Genomic DNA, 24,942 nt, shown 5'->3' on the forward strand with positions numbered 1-24,942 from the left:
GCCCGGTTTTGCCGGTTGGCCCCCCCCCCGCGGGGGGGGGCCCCCCCCCCCCCCCCCCCCCCCCGGCTCTCGCGTGTCCGGTCAGGACCCGGGGTCGGAGCGCTTGCGCCGGGTGAACACCCGTCGCACCGGGCCGGTGACCGCCTCGACGGCCCGGCCGGTCCCGGTTGCGACGGCCGTCCGGGCCGCCCGCACCGCGTCGGAGATCCGCCACCACAGCTGGGCCGAGGACGGCGGCAGCAGCAGCGCCCGGACCCGCCCGCGCCGGCCGGCGTCGGCCTGCAGCGCGCGCCGGGCGGTGCGGACGTCGGCGGCCAGCGGCGCCGTGGTGACCTGCCCGGCCGGGGCGTACAGCACCCGCTCGGTGGCCAGCGCCAGTCGCCCGGTGGCGGCCGCCGCCTCCGCGTCCAGGTGCGCCGTCTCGGTGATCCGCCGGGCGGCCGAGCGCGGAGTGCGTGACTCGTCCGGGGGAATTCCGAGGTCCCAGGCGGAGTCGACCAGCTCGTCCCAGGCGGCCAGCACCTGGGCGTCGGTGAGCCGGGTCGGGCCGTCCCCGCCGGGTCGTCGCCGCCCGCCGCCGCCGAGCCGGCGACGCCGTAGGGCGGTGCGCCAGAACATCGGTACGAGCAGCAGGGCGATCAGTGCCAGCACCGCGGCCAGGGTCCCGAGCACCTGCCCGGAGAGCAGCCAGGACTCCTCGGCGGCCTGGCTGACGACCTTGCCCTTGGGGCCGCAGTCGCCCAGCTGATGCTGCTTGGCGGTGCAGTCCGAGCTGCTGGACGGCGCCGGAGCGGCGGCCGCGCTGGTCGCCGCGACGGTCGGCGCCTGGGTGGGCGCCGTGGTCGGGGTGCTGGACGCCTCGGTGTAGCGGGCCGGGACGCCCCGGCTCGGGGTCGGCTCGAAGCGCATCCAGCCGTAGCCGGAGAAGTACAGCTCGGGCCAGGCGTGGTACATCCGGCCGGTGACCGAGTAGACGTTGCCGCCCTTGCTGTCGCCGGGGGTGAAGCCGACCGCGACCCGGGCCGGGATCTTCAGCACCCGGGCCATCGCCGCCATGGTGGAGGCGAAGTGCACGCAGAAGCCCCGGCGGTCGCGGAGGAAGACCGCGATCGCGTTGCTGCCGGTACCGCCCTCGACCGAGGTGTCGTACTTGAACTGGGCGCTGGTGAACCAGTTCACCAGCGCCGTCGCCCGGTCGTAGTCGTTGTGGGCGTTGGCGGTGATCGCCTTGGCCTGCTCCGAGACCACGGACGGCAGGTCGGAGGGGATGGCGGTGTAGTGCTCCCGGATGTCCTGGGGGGCGAGCGGTGCGGTGCGCAGCTCGTCGGCGGTGGGCCGCAGGTCCAGCGAGCTGACGTGGTAGCGCAGTCCGCGGATCGCCTTGTCACTGACCGGCACGACGGTGCGGGTCATCGGGTCGAGCTTCCAGTCACTGCGGTTGGGGAGCTTGACCGAGGCGGCCGGGTACGGCATCGGCAGCCAGCTCTTCTCCAGCTGGTCGCTGACCTGGAAGTCGCCCTCGACCCGGGGGACGTTGGGGTCCCGCAGGCCCTCGGGGGTGGGCAGGGTGACCGGGAGGTCGCTGACCACGGTGCTGCTGAGCTTCCAGTTGGTGCCGTCGAACTGGTCCAGCGAGCCGGTGCGCAGGTAGATCTGGTCGGCCAGGTCGCTGTCCATGGTGTAGCTGAGCAGCTCGTCGTTGGTCGGCTTGGTGATCGCGGACTCCAGGCTGACCAGCGGGTCGAGGCTGGTCGTCACGCTCCCGGCGGTGCCGTTGCCGGACGACCCGCCGGAGCCGGAGTGCAGCAGGCCGAAGTCCCAGCGCGGCAGGAAGACCGGCAGCAGCATCGCCAGTGCCAGCGCCAGGACGCCGACCTGCTGGCCGCCCAGGCTGACCTGGCTGGAGGTCACCGTGCCGCGCGCGCCACCGCGGAAGATCCGGCCCCAGCGGGAGACCCGGTCCTGGCCCTCGGCGAACAGCAGCACCAGGTAGCCGGCCGCGGCGAAGCAGAACCAGACCCAGCTGCCGTGTTCCCCGGCCAGGCCGTTGCCGATCGAGTACAGCGCCAGCAGCGGCAGCCCGGCCAGCGCCGCGCGCCGGTAGGTCACCGCGATGGTGTCCACCAGCACGGCGATCAGGCCGACCGCGGAGACCAGGATCAGCCGCAGGCCGGCCGTCGGCGGGGCCGGGATGGCGTACTGCCCGATGTCGTCGACGCCGGAGGAGAACACCCGGCTCAGCACGCGCAGCGCGGACGGACCGGGCAGCACGCCTGCCGTCATCCCGGAGCCGGCGAAGCCGATCAGCATCAGCAGGAGCAGCACCAGCACCTGGGTCACCGGCACCGACCAGCGGTACAGCGGGGAGCGACGCATGCCCGCGCCGACCGCCGAGACCATCCCGACCACCAGGATGGCGTGGGTGAGCCAGCCGCGGGTGGTCAGCAGCGGCAGCATGCACAGCGAGGCGAGGGCGGTGGCCAGCGCCGAGTAAACGGTCAGTTTGGCCCGGGTGGTCACGCGCCGGCCTCTTCTCGGTAGGGGGCGGTGGTCTTGGCACCGTCGGCGGCCCGCCACAGGTCCGGCAGGGAGTCGCCGGCCCGGACCGGCAGGACCGTCCAGCCGGCCTCGCGCAGTTCCCGGACCCGCTCCCGGAACGGGTCGCCGCCGGTGTCGGGTGCGATCATCCGCAGGCCGGCCCAGGTGCCGGTGTCCAGGAGCAGGGCGATGGCCCCGCCGGTGCGGCTGCGCAGCCGGGCCAGCCGGGCGGCCTGCGTCTGGTCCAGGTCGCCGAGGACGGCGACCAGCAGGCCCTCACCGCCGGCCCGCAGCGGCTCCTCGGCGCGGGAGAGCCCGGCGCCGTCGGACAGGTCGGCGATCGCGAGGGCGTCCAGGATCAGCCCGGAGGTGTCGGCGGCCAGATTGTGGCCGCCGGCGCCGGGCCCGGGCACCCACTGCCCGGTGTCGGTGAGCAGCCGGGTCTGGTAGCCGCGCTCCAGCAGGTGCACGGCGACGGAGGCGGCGCAGCTGACCGCCCACTCGAAGGAGGAGGCGGGGCCACTGCCCCGGTGGCCCACCTCGCGGGTGTCCAGCAGGACGGTGGCGCGCGCCTTCTGCGGCTGCTCCTCGCGGCGCACCATCAGCTCGCCGTACCGGGCGGTGGAGCGCCAGTGCACCCGGCGCAGGTCGTCGCCGGGACGGTACTCGCGCAGGATCACGTCGTCGTCCCCGGCCAGCGCCAGGGTGCGGGTGTGGCTCTCGCCCTGGCCGATCCACTCGCCGGTCAGCCGTACCTGCGGCAGCGTCTGGACCTGCGGGACGACGGTGAGCACGTCGGAAGCGGTGAAGCAGCGGTTGACCTCGCACATCCCGAACGGGTCGGACACCCGCAGCTGTAGCGGCCCGAGCGGGTAGCGGCCGCGCAGGTCGGAGCGGACCCGGTAGGAGACCTCGCGGAAGCCGCGCGGCTCGACCCGGTCCAGTACGAAGCGCGGGCGCGGCCCGAGCACGTACGGGACCTTGTCCTCCAGGAGCAGCAGCCCGGTGGGCACCCGGGAGACGTTGTCCACCCGCAGGTGGACCCGGGCCTCCTGGCCGGCGATCGCCCGGTGCGGGCTGAGCCGGCGCCCGCTGGCCACCCGGTAGCGGGTGTTGGCGACCACCAGGGCGGCGGCCAGCGGCAGCGCGGCGAGCAGCACACCGACCCGCAGCAGCGCGTCCTGGTCGAGCACGTAGGCGCAGACCACCGCGGTCAGACCGGCCGCGAGGAAGGAACGGCCCCGGGTGGTGAGGCCGCGCAGTCCGTCCCGCAGTCCGCCGGTCTGATCGGATGAGGCCACCTCAGCCCCTCCGGACGGCCGGGCCACCCTGCGGACGCGGCAGCGGCAGCCGGGCGACCAGGTCGGTCACGATCTGCTCGGAGCTGCGGCGGCCGAGCTGGGTCTCGGCGGTCGGCATCAGGCGGTGGGCGAGGACCGGGACGGCCAGGCGCTGGATGTCGTCCGGGGTGACGTAGTCGCGCCCGTCGAGCGCGGCGGCGGCGCGGGCGGCCCGGACCAGGTGCAGGGTGGCGCGCGGCGAGGCGCCCAGCCGCAGCTCGGGGCTGGTGCGGGTGGCGGCGACCAGGTCGACGGCGTAGCGGCGGACCGGGTCGGCGATGTGCACGGTGCGGACCAGGTCGACCAGCTTGAGGATGTCGGCGGCGTGCGCGACCGGCTGGAGGTCGGCCAGCGGGTTGGCGCCGCCGTGCACGTCGAGCATCGCGAACTCGGCCTCGGGGCTGGGGTAGCCGATCGAGATCCGGGCCATGAAGCGGTCCCGCTGCGCCTCCGGGAGGGGGTAGGTGCCCTCCATCTCGACCGGGTTCTGGGTGGCCACCACCATGAACGGCGAGGGCAGCTCGTAGCTGGTGCCGTCGATGGTGACCTGGCGCTCCTCCATGGACTCCAGCAGCGCGGACTGGGTCTTGGGGGAGGCGCGGTTGATCTCGTCGCCGACCACGATCTGGGCGAAGATCGCGCCCGGACGGAACTCGAAGTCGTGCCGCTGCTGGTCGTAGATGTTGGTTCCGGTGACGTCCGAGGGCAGCAGGTCGGGGGTGAACTGGATGCGGCGCACGGTGCAGTCCACGGACTTGGCGAGCGCCTTGGCCAGCATGGTCTTGCCGACGCCGGGCACGTCCTCCAGCAGCAGGTGGCCCTCGGCGAGCAGCACGGTCAGGGCGATCCGGACCGCCTCCGGCTTGCCCTCGATCACGCTCTCGATGTTGGCGCGGACCCGGTCCACGACCGCGGCGAGCTCGGGGAGCCCGACCTGCTGGTACCCGTTCGCCCTCTGTTCGCCCCCCGCAGGACTGCCGAGACCGGCCTGATCGCTGTAGCTCGTCACCCGTTTACGCTCCCTGGCACGCTGCGCCCGCCTCACCCGAGGCCGGACCCCACCCCATGCTTGACGCGACCGTCCCGGGGGCGGTTCCGATGGAGGATCCGGCGCCGGGTTGGCGGCCTGCGGCCCGGCCGCCCCAGGTGGTTCGGGGTCTGACCGGCAGGCGCATTCTCCCCCGTGCGGTGGCCAGAAGTCACCATTCGGCCGTCCCCGAATGCCCGGAGGGCGGGGCCGGGCGGGGTCCCGCTACCGGATCTCGCGCAGCAGCCCGGTGTGGACGTCGAAGACGAAGCCGCGGACGTCGTCGGTGTGCAGCAGGAAGGGGGAGGTGCGGACCCGCTGCATGGACTGGCGGACGTCGCCGTCCAGGTCGACGAAGGCCTCCACCGCCCACTGCGGGCGTTGGCCGACCTCCAGCTCCAGTTCGCGGCGGAAGTCCTCGGTGAGCCCGAGCAGGCCGCAGCCGGTGTGGTGGATCAGGGCGATCGAGCGGGTGCCCAGGGCGCGCTGGCTGATCGTCAGGGACCGGATGGTGTCGTCGGTGACGACGCCGCCGGCGTTGCGGATGACGTGGGCGTCGCCCAGTTCGAGGCCGAGCGCCGCGAACAGGTCGAGACGGGCGTCCATGCAGGCCACCACGGCGATCTGCTGGACGGGGCGGGCGTCCATGCCGCCGTCCCGGAAGGTCACCGCGTACTCGCGGTTGGCCGTGACGAAGCGGTCGATGATGGTTGGTCTCGGGGAGTCGGCAGCGGCGTTCGGCGTGGGCCGGTCGGGAGTCACTGTCATGGGGGCGACGTTAGTGCGAACCGGCGCCGCACGGTGGGGCGAAGAGCTACAGAACGCACCGCTGTGATCGAGCGCATAGCGACAACGGGGCGGTTTGTCCGAGCTGGTCCCGGAGTGGGTTCGTGCCCGGTCGCTCGACGGGGCGCGCGGCGGTCGCCGGAGGCCCCCGGTCGGCGGGCACGCCGAGCCGCCCCGACGGCTGCGACCTGCGGTGATCCGTTCCGCCGCCCGGGTGGTGCGCCGGAGCGGACCATTGACTGGAAGGGCCCTCGCGATAGAGTTGCGGCGCGTTGGAGCACACCCGCCGGAGCCCGTCAACCGGGCGTCGTCCGGCCGGTGTTGCCCGGCCGATGCGGCTCGTGGCCTCCACCCGCTCCGTGTTCACCTGGCGCACCTTCCCCGGCGCCGGGCGGCCACGATCTTCCCCCTGAGCGGGCGGGGACCACGGGCCGCGTCGTCGTGCCGGCACGCGGTGGGCGAGAATGGTCGGAGCTCCCGGACGACGGGCTGCTCCGCACCGAGGAAGGGCGCCACCGCGCATGACCACCAACGAACCGGGTCCCAAGCACGTTCCGGTGATGCTGCAGCGGTGCATGGACGCGTTGGCCCCGGCGATCTCGCGCCCCGGCGCCGTGGTGGTGGACGCCACCCTCGGCCTCGGCGGGCACAGCGAGGCACTGCTGACCCAGTTCCCGGAGGTCCGGCTGGTCGCGGTGGACCGCGACCCGCAGGCGCTGAAGCTGTCCGGCGAGCGGCTGGCCCCGTTCGGGGACCGGGCCACCCTGGTGCACGCGGTCTACGACGAGATCCCCGAGGTGCTGGAGCGGCTGGGCATCGACCGGGTGGACGGCGTGCTGTTCGACCTCGGCGTCTCCTCGATGCAGCTGGACGAGGCCGACCGCGGCTTCGCCTACGCCCAGGACGCGCCGCTGGACATGCGGATGGACCAGACCCGGGGAATCAGCGCGGCGGAGGTGCTGAACACCTACAGCCACGGCGACCTGGCCCGGATCCTCAAGGTGTACGGCGAGGAGCGGTTCGCCGGAAAGATCGCCTCGGTCATCCTGCGGGAGCGGGCCAAGGAACCGTTCACCAACAGCGCGCGTCTGGTCGAGTTGGTGCGCAACGCCATTCCGGCGGCGACCCGCCGGACCGGCGGGAACCCGGCCAAGCGGACCTTCCAGGCGCTGCGGATCGAGGTCAACGGTGAGCTGGAGGTCCTGGACCGGGCGATCCCGGGGGCGCTCGACGTCCTCGCGCTCGGCGGCCGGATGGTCGTGATGTCCTACCAGTCGCTGGAGGACCGGCTGGTGAAGCAGTACTTCGCCGCCGGGGCGACCAGCACCGCCCCGCCGGGGCTCCCGTTCATCCCGGAGGAGCACCAGCCCTGGCTCAAACTGATCACCCGCGGTGCCGAGCTGGCCACCGAGGAGGAGATCGAGGAGAACCGGCGCGCCGCGCCCGTGCGACTGCGGGTGGCGGAGAGGATCAGGGACCGAAGCAGGCGGGGCTGAGGATCGGCTCCGGCGGGGTCCGAAGGGCGGAGGAGAAGCAGTGGGGCCGGTGGCCGGTGAGGTCCGGGCGGGGCGGGGAGGACTCCCCGGACAGGGCAGGGCGCGGATCACGGTCCGGCCGGGGCGGCGCCCCGTGCGAGGGCGCACCCCGTTCGCGGTGCTCGTGGTGGTGCTGTTGGCGGGGGGTCTGCTCGGGCTGCTGGCGCTGAACACGGCGCTCAACGAGGGTTCCTTCGAGCTGTCCCGGCTGCAGAAGCAGACCACCAAAGCGACCGACGAGCAGCAGAGCCTCCAGCACGAGATCGACCAGGCCTCGGCCCCGGACGCGCTGGCCAAACGGGCCGGCGAGCTGGGCATGGTCCCGGCCGGCGGGATGGCCTTCCTGGACGTGCCGAACGGCGGCAAGGTGATCGGCACGCCCGGCCCGGCCCAGGACAGCCCGCCGGTGAAGAAGTCGACGGTCGAGCCGTGGCCGATGAAGCCCTCGCCGGGGGTCCAGAGCCCGGCCCAGGCCCAGCCGAGCGGCTCGCCGAACGCCCAGCCGGCAACGCAGCAGGCGCCCGCGCCGCCGACCCCGGCGGCCTCGGCCGGTGACTCGGTGATCCAGCTCAACCCGGTGTCACCCGCGCCGGCCCAGCACGGGGGTGGTACCCGATGACGACGCCTCGCCAGCCGTCCGGCTCCGGTTCGGGGTCGGGCTCCGGCCGTCGGCAGCCGCCGCGCACCGGCGCGGCCCGACCCGTCGCCGGGCGCAGCCAGCCCGCGAAGGGGCAGCCGGCCAAGGGCCAGAGCGCCGCCCGCGGCCAGGCCGCCAAGGCCCAGCCCGCGAAGAGTCAGCCGGCGAAGGCCCAGCCCGCGAAGGCTCAGCCCGTGCGGAGCCAGTCGGCCAAGGCGCAGCCCGCCAAGGCCGCCGCCGCGAGCCGCACCCCGCGCGCGCCGCAGCAGCGCCGCCCGGAGGGCCGTCCGCCGGCCCGCAGCCAGGCGGCGGTGCGGCCGCGCCCGAAGTCCCGGCTGCCGCAGCGCCCCAAGGCGCTGGAGCTGGCCGAGCCGAAGCGCCGGCTGCGGGTGATCACGGTGGCGCTGTCGCTGGTGTTCTCGGTCTTCGCCGGGCGCCTGGTGCAGCTCCAGCTGGTGGACGCCGACGCGCTGGCCGCCGACGCCAACACCAACCGCTACCTGAACATCCCGATCACCGCCGAGCGCGGCTCGATAACGTCCTCCGACGGCGTCGCGCTGGCCGCCACCGTGGACGCCTACGACATCACCGCCGACCCGGCGATGTTCACCCCGGAGGCGACCGGCATCCCGGACGCTCCGGAGCAGGCGGCCGCCCTGCTGTCGCCGATCATCGGCGTCGCCAAGGACAAGCTCGCCGCCGACCTCCACACCCCCAAGACCCGCTACAAGCGGCTCGCCGCCCAGCAGACCCCGGCCGCCAAGAACCAGATCAGCGACCTCAAGGCGGGCCTGGAGAAGAAGGCCGGCTCGCGCACCTGCCAGGCCCAGAAGAAGCTGCTCGGCAAGCCCGCCGAGCAGGGCGGGCGCACCCGGGTGGACAACGAGTGCGCCAACCCGCTGGCCGGGGTGTTCAACCGGGAGACCCAGAAGCGGATCTACCCGGCCGAGGGCCTGGCCGCCAACCTGGTCGGCTACGTCAACGGCGAGGGCGAGGGCGCCGGCGGGCTGGAGCTGCAGTACCAGAAGCAGCTGGCCGGCAAGGACGGCCACAGCAGCTACGCCCAGGCGGGCGGGCGGCTGGTGCCCACCGCCGGGGGCTCGATGGACCCGGCCGTTTCCGGCAGCGACGTCAAGCTGACCATCAACCGGGACGTCCAGTGGGCCGCCCAGCGGGCGATCACCGACCAGGTGGCCAACTCCGGCGCGGAGAAGGGCTACGTCGTCGTCCAGGACGTGAAGACCGGCCAGGTCATCGCGATGGCCAGCGCGCCCGGCTTCAACCCCAACGACCTGAGCCTTGCCAAGCAGTCCCAGATGGGCAACCCGGCCCTGGTGGACGCCTACGAGCCGGGCAGCACCGCCAAGCTGATGAGCCTGGCTGCCGTCCTGGACTCGGGCAAGGCCAACTGGGACACCCGGGTCACCGTGCCCAACCGGCTGGTCCGGGCCGGGCAGCAGTTCAAGGACGACGTCGAACACGGGGACTGGTACCTGACCCTCGCGGGGGTGCTGGCCAAGTCCTCCAACATCGGCACCATCGAGGCCGTCGAGACCCTCGGCGACGGTGACCAGCTGAAGGCCAACCAGATCCTGGACGGCTACATGCGCAAGTTCGGCGTGGCCCAGCCGACCGGCCTGAACTTCCCCGGGGAGACCCCCGGGATGCTCAAGAAGCCGGAGGACCTGGTCGCCTCGGAGAAGTACAACATCGCCTTCGGCCAGGGCCCGCTGCAGATGAACGCGCTGCAGGCCACCTCGGTGTACTCGACCATCGCCAACGGCGGGGTGCGGGTCGCGCCCAGCATCGTCCAGGGCGTCGCCGGGCCGGACGGCAAGTACACCCCGACCCCGCCGGGCGAGCAGACCCGGGTGGTCAGCGAGCAGACCGCCAAGACCCTCACCTCGATGCTGGAGTCCGTCGTCGACGACGAGCAGGGCACCGGCGGCAAGGCCGCGATCCCCGGCTACCGGGTCGCCGGCAAGACCGGTACCGCCAACCGGGGGGCCGCCGACGGCAAGGGCTACGACGGCTACACCGCCTCCTTCATCGGCTTCGCCCCGGCCGACGCCCCCCGGTACACCGTCTCCTGTACCCTCCAGGGCCCGGTCAACGGCCACTTCGGCGGCCAGCTGTGCGGCCCGGTGTTCAAGCAGGTGATGGAGTTCACCCTGAAGACCATGCAGGTCCCGCCGAGCGGAAGCCAGGCGCCGAACTTGCCCGTCGAGTGGAAGCCGTGAGCGAGGATGAGCAACGAGCGGGCCGGTCTGGAGGGCGGCGGGGCGAAGGCCCGGTTTGGCCCTGGACACCCTTCGGCGGATAGCCTTCCCGCCGTGCCGAAACCCGATCAAACCACCGTGACTCCGCCCCGCCCGGCCGGGACCGCCGCCCTGCCGCTCGCCGAGCTGGCCGCTCGGCTGGGCCTGCCGCCCGTCGAGGGCGGCGCCGTCACCGGCGTCACCCACGACTCCCGTGCGGTGCGCCCCGGCGACGTGTACGTGGCCTTCCCGGGCGCCAACCACCACGGCGCGGCCTTCGCCGGCAAGGCCGCGGAGGCCGGCGCGGTGGCCGTGCTGACCGACCCGGCGGGCGCCGAGCTGGCCGCCCCCACCGGCCTGCCGCTGCTGGTCGTCGACCGGCCGCGGGCCCGGATGGGCGAGCTGGCCGCGATCGTCTACGGCCACCCGTCCGAGCGGCTGCTGATGATCGGGCTGACCGGCACCAACGGCAAGACCACCACCTCGTACCTGGTCGAGGGCGGTCTGCGCGGAGCCGGGCGCAGCCCGGGCGTGATCGGCACCGTCGAGATGCGGGTCGGCCAGGAGCGGATCAAGAGCGAGCGCACCACCCCCGAGGCCACCGACCTGCACGCGATCCTCGGCGTGATGGCCGAGCGCGGCGCGGACGCGGTGACCATGGAGGTCTCCAGCCACGCCCTGGTCTTCGGCCGCACCGACGGGGTGGCGTACGACGTCGCGCTGTTCAACAACCTCACCCCCGAGCACCTCGACTTCCACCCGGACATGGAGGACTACTTCCAGGCGAAGGCCCGGCTCTTCCAGCCCGGCAAGTCCCGCCACGGCGTGGTCAACCTGGACGACGAGTACGGCCGCCGGCTCGTCGCCGAGGCCAAGATCCCGGTGACCACCTTCTCCGCGACCGGCGACGCCGGGGCGCACTGGCGGGCCGTGGACGTCCAGCTCGGCCCGACCGGCTCCACCTTCCGGGTGGTCGGCCCGGACGGCGCCGAGGCGGACGCCTCCGTCCCGCTGCCCGGCCCGTTCAACGTCGCCAACGCGCTGGCCGCGATCACCGTGCTGGTCGCCGCCGGGCTGCCGCTGGAGCGGGCCGTGGCCGGCGTCGCCGCCGTGGCCGGCGTGCCGGGCCGGCTGGAGCGGGTGGACGCCGGACAGCCGTTCGTCGCCGTGGTGGACTACGCCCACAAGCCGGACGCCCTGCAGGCCGTCCTCGGCTCGCTGCGCGAGGTCACCAAGGGCCGGCTGCACGTCGTCGTCGGCTGCGGCGGCGACCGCGACCCGCACAAGCGCGGCCCGATGGGCGCCATCGCCGCCCGGCTCGCCGACACCGCCCTGCTGACCAGCGACAACCCGCGCAGCGAGGACCCGCTGGCGATCCTCGCCAGCATGCTGACCGGCGCCGCCGCGGTGCCCGAGGCCGAGCGCGGGGACGTCCTGGTCGTGCCCGACCGGGCCGAGGCGATCGAGCTCGCGGTGGCCCGCGCCCAGGCGGGGGACACCGTGCTGGTGGCCGGCAAGGGCCACGAGCTCGGCCAGTACGTACGAGACGAGATCCGCCCCTTCGACGACCGGGAGGTGCTGCGCGAATCCATCGTGCGGACCACGGCCGCCCGGGGCGACCGAGGAGTAGAGCAGCAGTGATCGCACTGACCCTCGCCGAGGTGGCCGCCGCCGTCGGAGGCACCCTGGACGGCGCCGACCCGGACACCCTGGTCACCGGCCCGGTCGAGGTCGACTCGCGGAAGGTGAGCCCCGGCGGCCTGTTCGCGGCCTTCGTCGGCGAGCACGTGGACGGCCACGACTACGCCACCACGGCGGTCGAGGCCGGCGCCGTCGCGGTGCTGGCCTCCCGCCCGGTCGGCGTGCCCGCCGTCCTGGTCGACAGTGTGGTGGAGGCGCTCGGCAGGCTGGCCCGGACCGTGGTCGCCCGCGCCGAGGGCACCGCCGTGGTCGCGCTGACCGGCTCGGCCGGCAAGACCAGCACCAAGGACCTGATCGCCCAGCTGCTCCAGCGGCACGGCGCGACGGTCTTCCCGCCCGGCTCGCTGAACAACGAGATCGGCCACCCGATGACCGCGCTGCGGGTCGAGGAGGGCACCCGGCACCTGGTGATGGAGATGGGCGCCCGGCACAAGGGCGACATCGAGTACCTCACCTCGATCACCCCGCCGCGGATCGGCCTGGTGCTCAACGTCGGCACCGCCCACGTCGGCGAGTTCGGCTCCCAGGAGGCGATCGCCGAGGCCAAGGGCGAGCTGGTCGAGGCGCTGCCCGCCGACGGCGCCGCGATCCTCAACGCGGACGACCGGCTGGTGCGCGCGATGGCCTCCCGCACCAAGGCGAAGGTGGTCCTGTTCGGGGAGTCCCCGGACGCCCACGTCCGGGCGACCGGCGTTCGCCTGGACGCCACCGGACGGCCATCGTTCACGCTCACCACCCCGGCCGGTTCCGCGCCCGTACAGCTGCGCCTGTACGGTGAGCACCACGTCTCGAACGCCCTCGCCGCCGCCGCGGTGGCGACGGAGCTCGGGATGACCGTCGACGACACCGCGGCAGCCCTGGGCGAGGCGGGTGCGCTGTCCCGCTGGCGCATGGAGGTCGTCGACCGGGCCGATGGTGTCACCGTCGTCAACGACGCCTACAACGCGAACCCCGACTCGATGCGGGCCGCGCTGCGGGCGCTGGTCTCGATGGGCGGCCGCGGTCCGGAGCGCCGTCGCACCTGGGCGGTGCTCGGCGAGATGCGGGAGCTCGGCGAGGAGAGCCTGGCCGAGCACGACGCCATCGGGCGGCTCGCCGTCCGGCTGGACGTCACCAAGCTGGTGGCGGTCGGCGGACGCGAGGCGGCCTGCATGGAACTCGGCGCGAGGAACGAAGGTTCGTGGGGTGAGGAGTCGGTGCTGGTGTCCGACGCGGACGCGGCGGTCGAGCTGCTGCGCAGTCAGCTTCGGCCGGGGGATGTGGTCCTGGTGAAGGCGTCCCGTTCGGTGGGGCTGGAGAAGGTGGCCGAGGCCCTCCTGGCGGACGGTGCTGCCCGATGATGAAGCAGATCCTCTTCTCCGGGATGATCGGCCTGATCCTCTCGCTGGTCGGCACGCCCGCCCTGATCAAGCTGCTCGCCCGGCAGGGCTACGGCCAGTACATCCGTGACGACGGCCCCAAGGCGCACCACAGCAAGAAGGGCACGCCCACGATGGGCGGCATCGCCTTCATCCTGGCGACCCTGATCGCGTACTTCGCCACGAAGGCGATAACGGGCGACACCCCGACCGCCTCCGGGCTGCTGGTGCTCTTCCTGACCGCGGGCCTCGGCCTGGTGGGCTTCCTGGACGACTACATCAAGGTCGTCAAGCGCCGCTCGCTCGGCCTGCGGGCCAAGGCGAAGCTGGCCGGCCAGTCGATCGTCGGTCTGGTGTTCGCCGTCCTGGCGCTGCAGTTCCACGACGACCGCGGACTCAGCCCGGCCTCCGAGAAGCTGTCCTTCGTCCGCGACTTCAGCTGGTCGATCGGCCCCGTGCTGTTCGTCATCTTCGCGTACTTCATGATCGCGGCGACCTCCAACGGCGTGAACCTGACGGACGGTCTGGACGGCCTCGCCACCGGTGCCTCGGTGATGGCCTTCGGCGCCTACACCTTCATCGGCGTCTGGGAGTACACCCAGAGCTGCGCCTACTTCATCTCCGCCACCGGCGCCTGCTACGACGTACGCGACCCACTGGACCTCGCGGTGGTCGCCTCGGCCCTGATGGGCTCCTGCTTCGGCTTCCTGTGGTGGAACACCTCGCCCGCCAAGATCTTCATGGGTGACACCGGCTCGCTCGCCCTCGGCGGCGCCCTGGCCGGCCTCGCGATCTGCTCGCGCACCGAGCTGCTGCTGATCATGCTCGGCGGGCTCTTCATGATCATCACCCTGTCGGTGATCATCCAGGTCGGCTCCTTCCGGATGACCGGCAAGCGCGTCTTCAAGATGGCACCACTGCAGCACCACTTCGAACTCAAGGGCTGGAGCGAAGTCCTGGTCGTGGTCCGCTTCTGGATCATCCAGGGCCTGTGCGTGGCCGTCGGCCTCGGCCTCTTCTACGCGGGATACCGAACCGGATGACGAACCCTGATTTTGTGAACCTGCCCGTGGTGGTCGCCGGCCTCGGCGTCTCGGGCATCAGCGCCGCGCGCGTCCTGAACGGCCTCGGCGCCCGGGTCACCGTGGTGGACGGCGGCAGCGGCGAGGGCCTCAGGGCCCGCGCCGCCGAACTGGAGGCGCTCGGCATCGCGGTGCGCCTGGGCGACGGCGCCGGCCTGCCCGAGGGCACGGAGCTGATCGTCACCTCGCCCGGCTGGGCCCCCGACAGCCCGCTGTTCGCCGCCGCCGAGGCGGCCGGGGTGCCGGTCTGGGGCGACGTCGAGCTGGCCTGGCGGCTGCGCAAGCCGCTGCCGGGCACCGGCGAGCCCGCCCCCTGGCTGGCCGTCACCGGCACCAACGGCAAGACCACCACCGTCCAGATGCTCGCCTCGATCCTCACCGCCGCCGGCAAGCGCACCGCCGCCGTCGGCAACGTCGGGGTCTCGGTGCTGGACGCGGTGCTCGCCGAGGAGCCGTACGACGTGCTCGCCGTCGAGCTCTCCAGCTACCAGCTGCACTGGGCGCCCTCGCTGCGCCCGTACTCGGCGGCCGTGCTCAACCTGGCCCCGGACCACCTCGACTGGCACGGCTCGATGGAGGCGTACGCCGCCGACAAGGGCCGGATCTACGAGGGCAACGTGGTGGCCTGCGTGTACAACCTGGCCGACCCGGCCACCGAGGCGCTGGTCCAGGAGGCCGACGTCGAGGAGGGCTGCCGGGCGATCGGTTTCGGCCTCGGGGCGCCCAGCCCGTCGAACTTCGGCGTGGTGGACGGCCTGCTGGTGGACCGCGCCTTCGTCGAGGACCGGGCCAAGAACGCGGCCGAGCTGGGCTCCGTCGAGGACGTGAACCCGCCGGCCCCGCACAACATCGCCAACGCGCTCGCCGCGGCGGCGCTGGCCCGGGCGTACGGGGTCGAGCCGAAGGCCGTCCGGGAGGGCCTGCGAGCCTTCCGCCCGGACGCCCACCGGATCGCCGAGGTCGGTACGGTCCGCGAGGTCACGTACATCGACGACTCCAAGGCCACCAACACCCACGCCGCCGCGGCCTCGCTGGCGGCCTACCGGCCGATCGTCTGGATCGCCGGGGGACTGGCCAAGGGCGCGACCTTCGACGACCTGGTCCAGGGCGCGGCCGAGCGGCTGCGCGCGGTCGTGCTGATCGGGCAGGACCGGGCGCTGATCCGCGAGGCGCTGGAGCGACACGCTCCGGATGTGCCGGTGATCGAGGCGGCCGAGGGCCAGACTGGCGCGGTGGCGATGACCGAGGTCGTTCGAACGGCCGCATCGCTCGCCCGATCGGGTGACACGGTGCTGCTGGCTCCGGCCTGTGCGTCGATGGACATGTTCACCAACTACGGCGAGCGCGGCGACCTGTTCGCGGCGGCCGTCCGGGAGCTGGCGGACCACGGCGAGTGAGCCGAAGGGCCGCGCCGACCGTCGGCGTCGGGTCAGAGCGGCCCGGAGGCGAACGAGCCGCAATGATCAGGGAGCGGGGAGCGGTGGCGGGGCAGGGCAGGGCGGATTCCGGTGTGACGAAGCAGGACGCCGCCGAGCCGTGGCGAGTGATCTCCGCCACCACGACCAAGTACAAGTCGGCCGGTCCGCTGGGACGGCTGCGGGCCTTCCGGGCCCGCGTCCGGTACTGGCTGGACCGGCCGCTCACGCCGTACCTGCTGGTGGTCGGAACCACCCTGCTGCTGCTCGTGCTCGGCCTGATGATGGTCTTCTCGGCCTCGCAGATCCTGGCGCTGAACCAGCACCACACCGCGCAGTACTACTTCCTCAAGCAGCTGATCGCGGCCATCCTCGGCCTGGTCCTGCTGGTCGGCTTCGCCTCCGTCCCGGTGGCGGTGCTGCGGGTGATCGTCTACCCGGTGATGTTCGGGGTGATCGGAGCGCTCGCGCTGGTCGCCGTGCCCGGCATCGGGGTGCGGATCAACGGCAACCAGAACTGGCTGGACTTCGGGTTCTTCCAGTTCCAGCCCTCCGAGTTCGCCAAGCTCGCGCTGGTGCTCTGGGGCGCCGACCTGCTCGCCCGCAAGCAGAAGGCCGGCACCCTCAGCTCCTGGAAGCACCTGCTGGTGCCGCTGGTGCCGGGCGCCCTGCTGCTGCTCGCGCTGATCATGATCGGCGGCGACATGGGCACCTCGATGATCCTGGTGGCCATGGTGTTCGCGCTGCTGTGGATGGTCGGCGCACCGCTGCGGCTGTTCGTGGCCACCCTCGGGGTGGCGGTCGTGGTCTGCACCGCCCTGGTGATCACCGTCCCGCACCGGGCCGAGCGGCTGGGCTGCATCGGCGTCACCAAGCTCGACCCGGAAGGCGCCTGCTTCCAGGCCCTGCACGGCGTGTACTCGTTCGCGCTCGGCGGCGGCTTCGGCACCGGCCTGGGCGCCGGCGTGGAGAAGTGGGGCCAGCTGCCCGAGGCGCACACCGACTTCATCTTCGCCGCGACGGGCGAGGAACTGGGCCTGGTGGGGACGCTGTCGGTGATCGGTCTCTTCGCGGCACTAGGCTACGCGGGTATCCGTGTGGCCATCGGTACGAAGGATCCCTTCGTCAGGTACGCCGCGGGAGCCGCCACCACCTGGATCATGGCGCAGGCCATGATCAACCTGGGGTCGGCGCTGGGACTGCTGCCCATCGCGGGCGTCCCGCTCCCGCTGTTCTCCTACGGCGGTTCCGCCATGCTGTCGGCCATGTCCGCGATCGGGGTGCTGCTGTGCCTGGCACGCAGTTCCTCGGGCGCGAAGGCGGCCCTGGCCGCCCGGAGCAAGAACTCCCGGATCAGGAAGCGACTGGCCCGGGTGCTGCCACGACGACGAACCACAGCGCGCCCGGCCCCCGGGCCGGCACGCAGGGAGCGGTGAATTTCGGTGCATGTCGTACTCGCCGGCGGGGGGACCGCCGGTCACATCGAGCCGGCCATGGCCCTCGCGGACGCCCTCCGCAGGCACGACCCGTCCATCGGGATCACCGCCCTGGGCACCGAGAAGGGGCTGGAGACCCGGCTGGTACCCGAGCGCGGCTACCAGCTGGAGCTGATCCCGGCCGTCCCGCTGCCCCGCAAGCCCACCCCCGAGCTGATCACCGTCCCCGGGCGGCTGCGCGGCACCGTGCGGGCCGCCCAGGAGATCATCGAGCGGGTCAACGCCGACGCCGTGGTCGGCTTCGGCGGCTACGTCGCGATGCCGGCCTACCTGGCCGCCAAGCGGGCCGGGGTGCCGATCGTGGTGCACGAGGCCAACGCCCGCCCGGGCCTGGCCAACAAGATCGGCGCCCGCTACACCGACTTCGTCGCGGTCTCCACCCCGGACAGCAAGCTGCGCGACTCCCGGTACATCGGCATCCCGCTGCGCCGGACCATTGCCACCCTGGACCGCAACGCCACCCGGCCGGAGGCCCGCCAGTACTTCGGCCTCGACCAGCGGCTGCCCACGCTGCTGGTCTCCGGCGGCTCCCAGGGCGCGCGCCGGCTCAACGAGACCGTCACCGCGATCGCCCCGCGGCTGCAGCAGTACGGCGTGCAGATCCTGCACGCGGTCGGCCCGAAGAACGAGCTGCCGCAGGTCGCCGACGTCCCAGGGATGCCGCCGTACCGCGCGGTGCCGTACGTCGACCGGATGGACCTCGCCTACGCGGCGGCCGACCTGATGCTCTGCCGGGCCGGCGCCATGACGGTGGCCGAGCTGGCGGCCGTCGGCCTGCCCGCCGCCTTCGTGCCGCTGCCGATCGGCAACGGCGAGCAGCGGCTGAACGCCCAGCCGATGGTCAAGGCCGGCGGCGGGCTGCTGGTGGACGACGCCGAGCTGACTCCGGACTGGGTGCTGCAGAACGTGCTGCCGGTGCTCACCGACCCGCAGCGGCTGTGGGACATGAGCCGGGCCGCCGCCGAGTTCGGCCGCCGGGACGCCGACGACCTGCTGGTCGGCATGGTGTACGAGGCGATCGAGGCGCACCGCGGCGGTCGCCGCCGTGGCTGACGGCCGGCTCGCCGACCCGTTGGAGGAGGAGTTGGAGGAGGAGGAGTCCGCTCCCCGCCTCCGCCTCTCCCGGCGGGGCATCGTGGTGCTGAGCGTGCTCGGCGCCGCGGTGCTGGGCGTGCTGGCCTGGGTGGTGTTCTTCTCGTCGGTGCTGGACGTGCGCGACGTCGCCGTCCAGGGCGCGACGGACGACAAGCTGACGTCAGACCAGGTCCGCGGCGCCGTCGGCGGGCTGGCCGACGGCCCGCTGGCCCGGGTCGACCTGGACGGCGTCCGGCACCGGGTGGAGGCGATCCCCCGGGTGGCGAAGGCCGAGGTCTGGCGGGGCTGGCCGCACACCCTGCAGGTCAAGGTGGTGCAGCGGACCGCGGTGGCCGCCGTCAAGGGGGATGACGGCCAGTTCACCCAGGTGGATGCCTCCGGCGTGAGCTTCGCCACCGAGGCGGCCCCGCCGCAGGGCGTGCCGGTGGTGGAACTGCGGCTCAGTCAGCCCGCGAAGGACGTGGACGGGGTGATCTCCCGGCCGCAGCTGGTGCAGGGCGCGGTGGCGGTGGCCGCCGGGCTCCCGCCGGAGATCGCCAAGCGCGCCGGATCGGTCCTCGTGCACTCCTACGACGACATCGAACTGCAGCTCAGCGGGGGTGCGACGGTGCGTTGGGGGAGCCCCGAACAGGCCGACCGGAAGGCCCGGGTGCTGCTGGCGCTGATGAAGCAGAAGGGCACCGTGTTCGACGTGACGGCACCGGAGGCGCCGGCGGTGTCGGGCTGATCCGCTAGATTCTGTGCCCGAGGGAGGGGTTGACGCCTCGAAGTGTCGGCCCGACCCTTGGTGGTCACCCCGGTTTCCATTGCCGGCCGATGATCACATAGGCTCAAAAGAAAAAGGGAAGCTCGGCGTGTTCGTTGAAACGCGTGCCCGGAGCCACCTAGTGTCCTGTGTCACCAGACTGTGTCCGTTGGTGATGTGACGGAGGCACAGGACTAACCCTAAAGGTCAAGTTTAGGGTTGGGGTCGGCGGTCGGCATTTCGGACATTCAGTCAGAAACCAGGCTCCCTACCCATCGACATCCGTCGGTACGGCCCACCGTCGGGCCGGACCGACCCGGAAATTCGAGGCGAGAGGCCTTCGACGTGGCAGCACCGCAGAACTACCTCGCAGTCATCAAGGTCGTCGGAATCGGCGGCGGTGGTGTCAACGCCATCAACCGGATGATCGAGGTCGGTCTCAAGGGCGTCGAGTTCATCGCGATCAACACCGATGCGCAGGCCCTCCTCATGAGCGACGCCGACGTCAAGCTCGATGTGGGCCGTGAACTCACCCGGGGCCTCGGCGCCGGCGCCAACCCCGAGGTCGGCCGCAAGGCCGCCGAGGACCACCGCGAGGAGATCGAGGAGGTCCTCAAGGGGGCCGACATGGTCTTCGTGACCGCCGGCGAGGGCGGTGGCACGGGCACGGGCGGCGCGCCCGTCGTCGCCAACATCGCCCGCTCGCTGGGCGCCCTGACCATCGGCGTGGTCACCCGCCCCTTCACCTTCGAGGGCCGCCGCCGGGCCAACCAGGCCGAGGACGGCATCGCCTCCCTGCGCGAAGAGGTCGACACCCTCATCGTGATCCCCAACGACCGGCTGCTGTCCATCTCGGACCGCCAGGTCAGCGTGCTCGACGCGTTCCGCTCGGCGGACCAGGTCCTGCTCTCCGGTGTCCAGGGCATCACCGACCTGATCACCACCCCGGGTCTGATCAACCTCGACTTCGCCGACGTCAAGTCCGTCATGTCGGACGCCGGTTCGGCGCTCATGGGCATCGGCTCGGCCCGCGGCGAGGACCGTGCCAAGGCGGCCGCCGTGATGGCGATCTCCTCGCCGCTGCTGGAGGCCTCGATCGACGGCGCCCGCGGCGTGCTGCTGTCCATCTCGGGCGGCTCCGACCTCGGTCTGTTCGAGATCAACGAGTCGGCCCAGCTGGTCAGCGAGGCCGCCCACCCCGAGGCCAACATCATCTTCGGTGCGGTCATCGACGACGCGCTCGGCGACGAGGTGCGGGTCACCGTCATCGCGGCCGGCTTCGACGGCGGTCAGCCGCCGGCGATCGTCCGCGACCCGGTGGTGAAGTCCACCACCCCCGCCGCCTCGGCCACCCCGCCGGCCGCCCCGGAGCGCCCGGCCGGCCGTCCGTCGTACGGGAGCATCGGCTCGGTGACGTCCCGTTCCGAGGGGGAGGCCCCGGCCGCCCCGTCGCGTTCGGCCGAGACCCAGGCCACCACGACCGCCGCCGCTCCGGTGCCGCCGCAGGTGCAGCCGGCCCGGCAGCCGTTCGTGGAGAGCCCGGCCGAGGAGCTCGACGTCCCGGACTTCCTTAAGTGATCGATCACGCGATCCGCGCGGGTGCTCACTTCGCCTTCACCGATCGGTGGGGCGGGGTGAGCATTTCGCCGTACGGGGAGCTCAACCTCGGCGGCGCGGTCGGCGACGACCCGGAGGCAGTTCGGGAGAACCGGGCGGTCGCGGCCCGGGAGCTGGGGCTGAACCCGGCCGACGTGGTCTGGATGAACCAGGTGCACGGCGCCGAGGTGGCCGTGGTGACGGAGCGCCAGCCGCTGGGGGAGGCCCCGACGGTGGACGCGGTGGTCACCGACCGGCCGCTCGCGCTGGCGGTGCTGACCGCGGACTGCACCCCGGTGCTGCTGGCCGACCCGGTGGCGGGCGTGGTGGGCGCGGCCCACGCGGGCCGGCCCGGGCTGGCGGCCGGAGTGGTGACCGCGGCCGTCAAGGCGATGGTCGAACTGGGGGCCGAGCCGGCGCGGATCACCGCCGCCACCGGCCCCGCGGTCTGCGGCCGCTGCTACGAGGTGCCGGCCCAACTGCGCGCCGAGGTCGCCGAGGTCGTCCCGGCGGCCTTCGCCGAGACCTCCTGGGGGACCCCGGCGCTGGACGTGCCGGCGGGAGTCGCGGCCCAGCTGGCCGCGGCGGGGGTCACCGAGCTGGTGCGATCACCGGTCTGCACCCTCGAATCCGCCGATCACTTCTCCTATCGCCGCGAGCAGCGCACGGGCCGGCTCGCGAGCTACGTCTGGTTGGGCTCTGATCACTGATGACGAACGACATCTACGGACCGTTCCCGGGGAGCACGCGGTTCTCGGAGGCTCTGACGGAGGGCCAGCTGGCCCGGTACGAGGAGCTCGGCACCAACCTTGAGGTGGTGGAGCGCCGGATCGCGGACGCCTGTGCGGCCGCCGGACGTCCGCGCGGGGACGTCACCCTGATCGTCGTCACCAAGACCTACCCGGCCGAGGACACCGCGCTGCTGGCCGGACTGGGTGTGACGGATGTCGCGGAGAACCGGGACCAGGACGCCGCCCCCAAGGCAGAGCAGTGCAGAAACCTTCCTCTTGACTGGCACTTCGTCGGGCAGCTGCAGACCAACAAGGTCCGCTCGGTCGTCCGGTACGCGAACCACGTGCACTCGGTGGACCGGCTGCGGCTGGTCGAGTCGCTCTCGGCGGCCGTGCTCAAGTCCGGGCGCCCGGAGCTGGGTTGCCTGGTGCAGGTGGCTCTGGACAAGGAGCACGGAGAAGGTGAGCACCGGGCCGGGGTCGCCCCGGAGGACGTCGCGGAACTCGCCGACGCGATCGCCGACACGCCCGGGCTTCGCCTGGACGGTGTGATGACCGTCGCTCCGCTGGCCGGTCCGCTGGCCGGCGACCCGGCCCGCGCCTTCGACCGGCTGGCGGAAATCGCAACCGCCGTACGGGCGGCCCATCCGGCTGCCACCATGGTCTCCGCAGGGATGAGCGGCGACCTTGAGCAGGCGATTGCCGCCGGAGCGACACATGTGCGCGTCGGAACGGCGGTACTCGGAGTGAGGTCACCCCTCAGGTAACGTCACCGGGTAAGTAGATCAGACTGCAGGACAAAATAGGACAGAAACTAGCAGCTTTCAGAAGCGCTAGCCAACCGTGGATCGCAGCTCCGCGGCCCCCGACCCACGAATCTGACGGCGCGTCGCCTTGACGGCCCGTCGTGGGCCGGACCGCGAAATCCGCAGGCAGGGCCGTGGCCCCGGCCGCAGGGACGGTCCACCACAAGCGGAGGAGACAGGAGCATGGCCGGCGCAATGCGCAAGATGGCGGTCTACCTCGGCCTCGTGGAGGACGAGACGTACGACGGCCAGGGGTACGACCCCGACGACGACTACGACGCGGACCCCGAGCCGATCCGTACCGGGCAGCGGACCGAGGACATCCCCCGGCCGGCAGCCGCTCCCGCGCCCGCCCCGGTCTCCTCGATCACCCCGCAGCCGGTTCCGGCGGCGGTGCCGATCCGGCAGGAGACTCCGAGGATGGCCCCCGTGTCGTCCATCACACCCGAACGCCGCCACAACCTGGAGAAGAGCGCACCGGTGATCATGCCCAAGGTAGTGAACGAACGAGAGCCCTACCGCATCACCACGCTGCACCCCCGGACCTACAACGAGGCCCGTACCATCGGGGAACAGTTCCGCGGTGGTACCCCCGTGATCATGAATCTGACCGAGATGGACGACACGGACGCGAAGCGACTCGTAGACTTCGCCGCTGGACTCGTCTTCGGTCTGCACGGCAGTATCGAGCGCGTGACACAGAAGGTGTTCCTGCTGTCGCCTGCTAACGTCGATGTCACGGCGGAGGACAAGGCTCGGATCGCCGAGGGTGGGTTCTTCAACCAGAGCTGACCCGGCCACGACTTTACGTGTGGATCTGATCAACAGTGGTTGGCGACAGGAACAGCGGCAGGCCCTAGGGCCCGGACCGGGGAGAGGGAAAACGCGATGGACATCGTGTGGGCGGTGCTCTACTACGCCCTGACCGTCTTCCTGGTGTTCCTGCTCGTTCGACTGGTCATGGACTGGGTCTTCCAGTTCGCGCGTTCGTGGCGGCCCGGCAAGGCCATGGTCCTGGTCCTGGAGGCCACGTACACTGTCACGGATCCGCCGCTCAAGCTTCTTCGGCGGTTCATTCCGCCGTTGCGTTTCGGGGGCGTGGCGCTCGACCTGTCCTTCTTCGTACTGATGATCATTGTGTATGTCCTGATCTCGCTTGTGCACCCCTAGTCGTAGGTGAGCGATGCGACAGGATGCCGGTGTGCCGACGATCACGTTGAGGTGAAGAGATGCCATTGACCCCCGAGGACGTTCGGAACAAGCAGTTCACGACCGTCCGCCTGCGTGAAGGCTATGACGAGGACGAGGTCGATGCCTTCCTCGACGAGGTCGAGGCGGAGCTGACCCGCCTCCTCCGGGAGAACGAGGACCTGCGCGCCAAGCTGGCCGCCGCGACTCGTGCCGCCGCCCAGAACCAGGCCAACATGCGGAAGGAGCCGCCGCAGGACGCCCAGCGTCCGGCCGCTCCCGTCCCGGCCGCCATATCCGGCCCGCCGGTCCCCGGCCAGCAGGGTCCGGGTGGCCCGCAGCAGATGGGTCCCGGTGGCCCGCAGCAGATGGGCCCTGGTGGTCCCCAGCAGCAGCAGATGGGCAACCAGCCGCTCGGCCTGCCCTCCGGCGCGCCGCAGCTCCCGGCCGGCCAGGGTGGTCCGATGGGCCCCGGCGGCCCGCAGCAGATGAACCAGACCATGGGCGGCCAGCAGCAGCTGGTCCAGCCGATGGGCGGTCAGATGCTCCAGCCCATGGGCGGTCCCGGTGGCCCGCAGCAGATGGGCAACCCGATGGGCCAGGGCATGGGCCAGCAGCAGCAGATGCAGCCGATGGGCGGCCCCATGGGCGGCCCGCCGCAGCAGATGGGCGGCCCGCTCGGCGGCCCGATGCAGCAGCAGCAGGGCCCCGGCGGCGACAGCGCCGCCCGCGTGCTGGCGCTCGCTCAGCAGACCGCCGACCAGGCGATCTCCGAGGCCCGCTCCGAGGCCAACAAGATCGTCGGCGAGGCGCGCAGCCGGGCCGAGGGCCTCGAACGCGACGCCCGGGCCAAGGCCGACGCCCTGGAGCGGGACGCGCAGGAGAAGCACCGCGTCGCGATGGGGTCGCTGGAGTCCGCGCGGGCCACGCTGGAGCGCAAGGTCGAGGACCTGCGGGCGTTCGAGCGTGAGTACCGCACGCGCCTGAAGTCGTACCTGGAGACCCAGCTGCGCCAGCTGGAGTCGCAGGCCGACGACTCGCTCGCGCCGCCGCGGATCCCCGCCACCGCGTCGCTGCCGCCGGCGGCCTCGTCGATGGCGCCGGCCGGTGCCGGGTCGATGGGTTCGGGTGCGCCGTCCTTCGGCGGTAACCAGCCGTCCTTCGGTGGCAACTCGCCGTCCTTCGGCGGGCAGAGCTCCTTCGGCGGCAACCCGCCGGCGCCGAGCTTCGGTGGGCAGGGCGGTGGCAACAGCGGCGCTCCGCAGATGCAGCCGGCCGGGATGACCCAGCCGATGGCGGCCGTCCGTCCGCAGCCGCCGCAGCCGATGCAGCAGGCTCCGGCGCCGATGCGGGGCTTCCTGATCGACGAGGACGGCGACAACTGAGGTTGTAGCAGGGCCTTTTTGAGGGCGTCCCCTTTCCGACCTTCGGGTCGGGGAGGGGACGCCCTTTTTCGTGTTCGGGGGTCGCTCGGGAGGGTGGGTGCGGGGCGGTCCCGGGGGTGGGGAAAAGGGGCTCTTCTGCTCCATCTGTGGGTCGCTTCGGAGAGCCTGACGCAGTGCACGCCGCTCCCTGTGCGGATCTTGAGGTGTTGAGGCCCGAGATCGA

At 72.5% G+C, this 24,942-nt stretch carries 20 protein-coding genes; 16 read left to right on the forward strand and 4 right to left on the reverse strand.

All coding sequences use genetic code 11. The features are described 5' to 3' along the window. Window positions 1-81: 81 nt before the first annotated feature. From ACIG5E_RS18230 to ACIG5E_RS18245, 4 genes are all read right to left on the reverse strand, one after another. A complete protein-coding gene (locus tag ACIG5E_RS18230; RefSeq protein WP_396534437.1) occupies window positions 82-2,520 on the reverse strand; it encodes a DUF3488 and DUF4129 domain-containing transglutaminase family protein in 2,439 nt (812 codons plus the stop codon). Then, window positions 2,517-3,839, reverse strand: a complete 1,323-nt coding sequence (locus tag ACIG5E_RS18235) for a DUF58 domain-containing protein (RefSeq protein ID WP_396534438.1) — start codon at window positions 3,837-3,839, stop codon at window positions 2,517-2,519. Before ACIG5E_RS18235 ends, ACIG5E_RS18230 begins: the two co-directional genes overlap by 4 nt. 1 nt (window position 3,840) lies before the next feature. After that, a complete protein-coding gene (locus tag ACIG5E_RS18240; RefSeq protein WP_396534439.1) occupies window positions 3,841-4,887 on the reverse strand; it encodes an AAA family ATPase in 1,047 nt (348 codons plus the stop codon). A 243-nt stretch (window positions 4,888-5,130) separates the two neighbouring features. Beyond that, entirely contained in the window at window positions 5,131-5,673 is a 543-nt protein-coding gene (locus ACIG5E_RS18245) for a beta-class carbonic anhydrase (protein WP_396534440.1), read from the reverse strand. Between the two features lie 539 nt (window positions 5,674-6,212). On the opposite strand from ACIG5E_RS18245, the gene rsmH reads away from it, so the two are divergent. The 16 genes from rsmH (at window position 6,213) to ACIG5E_RS18325 (ending at window position 24,719) form a co-directional block, all read left to right on the forward strand. Further along, entirely contained in the window at window positions 6,213-7,187 is a 975-nt protein-coding gene (gene rsmH / locus ACIG5E_RS18250) for a 16S rRNA (cytosine(1402)-N(4))-methyltransferase RsmH (RefSeq protein WP_396534441.1), read from the forward strand. Between the two features lie 133 nt (window positions 7,188-7,320). Next, window positions 7,321-7,845 (forward strand): cell division protein FtsL, encoded by a 525-nt coding sequence (locus ACIG5E_RS18255; RefSeq protein WP_396534442.1) that lies wholly within the window; start codon window positions 7,321-7,323, stop codon window positions 7,843-7,845. Then, entirely contained in the window at window positions 7,842-10,103 is a 2,262-nt protein-coding gene (locus ACIG5E_RS18260; protein WP_396534443.1) for a penicillin-binding transpeptidase domain-containing protein, read from the forward strand. The genes ACIG5E_RS18255 and ACIG5E_RS18260 overlap by 4 nt, the downstream gene beginning before the upstream one ends. 6 nt (window positions 10,104-10,109) lie before the next feature. Then, entirely contained in the window at window positions 10,110-11,762 is a 1,653-nt protein-coding gene (locus ACIG5E_RS18265; protein WP_396534444.1) for a UDP-N-acetylmuramoyl-L-alanyl-D-glutamate--2,6-diaminopimelate ligase, read from the forward strand. After that, window positions 11,759-13,162 (forward strand): UDP-N-acetylmuramoyl-tripeptide--D-alanyl-D-alanine ligase, encoded by a 1,404-nt coding sequence (murF, locus tag ACIG5E_RS18270; protein WP_396534445.1) that lies wholly within the window; start codon window positions 11,759-11,761, stop codon window positions 13,160-13,162. The genes ACIG5E_RS18265 and murF overlap by 4 nt, the downstream gene beginning before the upstream one ends. After that, window positions 13,162-14,223, forward strand: coding sequence for a phospho-N-acetylmuramoyl-pentapeptide-transferase (mraY, locus tag ACIG5E_RS18275; protein ID WP_030282883.1), 1,062 nt, complete (start codon window positions 13,162-13,164; stop codon window positions 14,221-14,223). Before murF ends, mraY begins: the two co-directional genes overlap by 1 nt. After that, window positions 14,220-15,659 carry a UDP-N-acetylmuramoyl-L-alanine--D-glutamate ligase gene (murD, locus tag ACIG5E_RS18280; RefSeq protein ID WP_396534446.1) on the forward strand — a complete coding sequence of 480 codons (1,440 nt, stop codon included), beginning with the start codon at window positions 14,220-14,222 and terminating at the stop codon, window positions 15,657-15,659. The genes mraY and murD overlap by 4 nt, the downstream gene beginning before the upstream one ends. 62 nt (window positions 15,660-15,721) lie before the next feature. Continuing rightward, window positions 15,722-17,113: a putative lipid II flippase FtsW gene (gene ftsW, locus ACIG5E_RS18285; RefSeq protein ID WP_396534447.1), complete on the forward strand. Its 1,392-nt coding sequence runs from the start codon at window positions 15,722-15,724 to the stop codon at window positions 17,111-17,113. Between the two features lie 6 nt (window positions 17,114-17,119). Then, window positions 17,120-18,226, forward strand: coding sequence for an undecaprenyldiphospho-muramoylpentapeptide beta-N-acetylglucosaminyltransferase (gene murG, locus ACIG5E_RS18290; RefSeq protein WP_396534448.1), 1,107 nt, complete (start codon window positions 17,120-17,122; stop codon window positions 18,224-18,226). Next, a complete protein-coding gene (locus ACIG5E_RS18295; protein ID WP_396534449.1) occupies window positions 18,219-18,995 on the forward strand; it encodes a cell division protein FtsQ/DivIB in 777 nt (258 codons plus the stop codon). The genes murG and ACIG5E_RS18295 overlap by 8 nt, the downstream gene beginning before the upstream one ends. 363 nt (window positions 18,996-19,358) lie before the next feature. After that, a complete protein-coding gene (gene ftsZ, locus ACIG5E_RS18300; protein ID WP_396534450.1) occupies window positions 19,359-20,591 on the forward strand; it encodes a cell division protein FtsZ in 1,233 nt (410 codons plus the stop codon). Then, window positions 20,588-21,319 carry a peptidoglycan editing factor PgeF gene (pgeF, locus tag ACIG5E_RS18305; protein ID WP_396534451.1) on the forward strand — a complete coding sequence of 244 codons (732 nt, stop codon included), beginning with the start codon at window positions 20,588-20,590 and terminating at the stop codon, window positions 21,317-21,319. The genes ftsZ and pgeF overlap by 4 nt, the downstream gene beginning before the upstream one ends. Next, window positions 21,319-22,107 (forward strand): YggS family pyridoxal phosphate-dependent enzyme, encoded by a 789-nt coding sequence (locus tag ACIG5E_RS18310; protein WP_396534452.1) that lies wholly within the window; start codon window positions 21,319-21,321, stop codon window positions 22,105-22,107. Before pgeF ends, ACIG5E_RS18310 begins: the two co-directional genes overlap by 1 nt. Before the next feature lie 222 nt (window positions 22,108-22,329). Further along, complete coding sequence (locus ACIG5E_RS18315) at window positions 22,330-22,938, forward strand: cell division protein SepF (protein WP_030282899.1); 609 nt, start codon at window positions 22,330-22,332, stop codon at window positions 22,936-22,938. A 96-nt stretch (window positions 22,939-23,034) separates the two neighbouring features. Then, entirely contained in the window at window positions 23,035-23,316 is a 282-nt protein-coding gene (locus ACIG5E_RS18320; protein ID WP_030282903.1) for a YggT family protein, read from the forward strand. A gap of 59 nt (window positions 23,317-23,375) precedes the next feature. After that, window positions 23,376-24,719: a DivIVA domain-containing protein gene (locus ACIG5E_RS18325; protein WP_396534453.1), complete on the forward strand. Its 1,344-nt coding sequence runs from the start codon at window positions 23,376-23,378 to the stop codon at window positions 24,717-24,719. Window positions 24,720-24,942 lie beyond the last annotated feature (223 nt).

Source organism: Kitasatospora sp. NPDC053057, from assembly GCF_044546945.1.
In the GTDB taxonomy this organism is placed as follows: Bacteria; Actinomycetota; Actinomycetes; order Streptomycetales; family Streptomycetaceae; genus Kitasatospora.

What these genes read in the sequence shown, in the direction of transcription:
- ACIG5E_RS18315 (WP_030282899.1), top strand. Translation starts at nt 22,330, where the DNA reads ATGGCCGGCGCAATGCGCAAGATGGCGGTCTACCTCGGCCTCGTGGAG.
- ACIG5E_RS18325 (WP_396534453.1), top strand. Translation starts at nt 23,376, where the DNA reads ATGCCATTGACCCCCGAGGACGTTCGGAACAAGCAGTTCACGACCGTC.
- ACIG5E_RS18245 (WP_396534440.1), bottom strand. Translation starts at nt 5,673, where the DNA reads ATGACAGTGACTCCCGACCGGCCCACGCCGAACGCCGCTGCCGACTCC.
- ACIG5E_RS18260 (WP_396534443.1), top strand. Translation starts at nt 7,842, where the DNA reads ATGACGACGCCTCGCCAGCCGTCCGGCTCCGGTTCGGGGTCGGGCTCC.
- murD (WP_396534446.1), top strand. Translation starts at nt 14,220, where the DNA reads ATGACGAACCCTGATTTTGTGAACCTGCCCGTGGTGGTCGCCGGCCTC.
- ftsW (WP_396534447.1), top strand. Translation starts at nt 15,722, where the DNA reads ATGATCAGGGAGCGGGGAGCGGTGGCGGGGCAGGGCAGGGCGGATTCC.
- ACIG5E_RS18265 (WP_396534444.1), top strand. Translation starts at nt 10,110, where the DNA reads ATGAGCAACGAGCGGGCCGGTCTGGAGGGCGGCGGGGCGAAGGCCCGG.
- rsmH (WP_396534441.1), top strand. Translation starts at nt 6,213, where the DNA reads ATGACCACCAACGAACCGGGTCCCAAGCACGTTCCGGTGATGCTGCAG.
- ACIG5E_RS18310 (WP_396534452.1), top strand. Translation starts at nt 21,319, where the DNA reads ATGACGAACGACATCTACGGACCGTTCCCGGGGAGCACGCGGTTCTCG.
- ACIG5E_RS18320 (WP_030282903.1), top strand. Translation starts at nt 23,035, where the DNA reads ATGGACATCGTGTGGGCGGTGCTCTACTACGCCCTGACCGTCTTCCTG.
- mraY (WP_030282883.1), top strand. Translation starts at nt 13,162, where the DNA reads ATGAAGCAGATCCTCTTCTCCGGGATGATCGGCCTGATCCTCTCGCTG.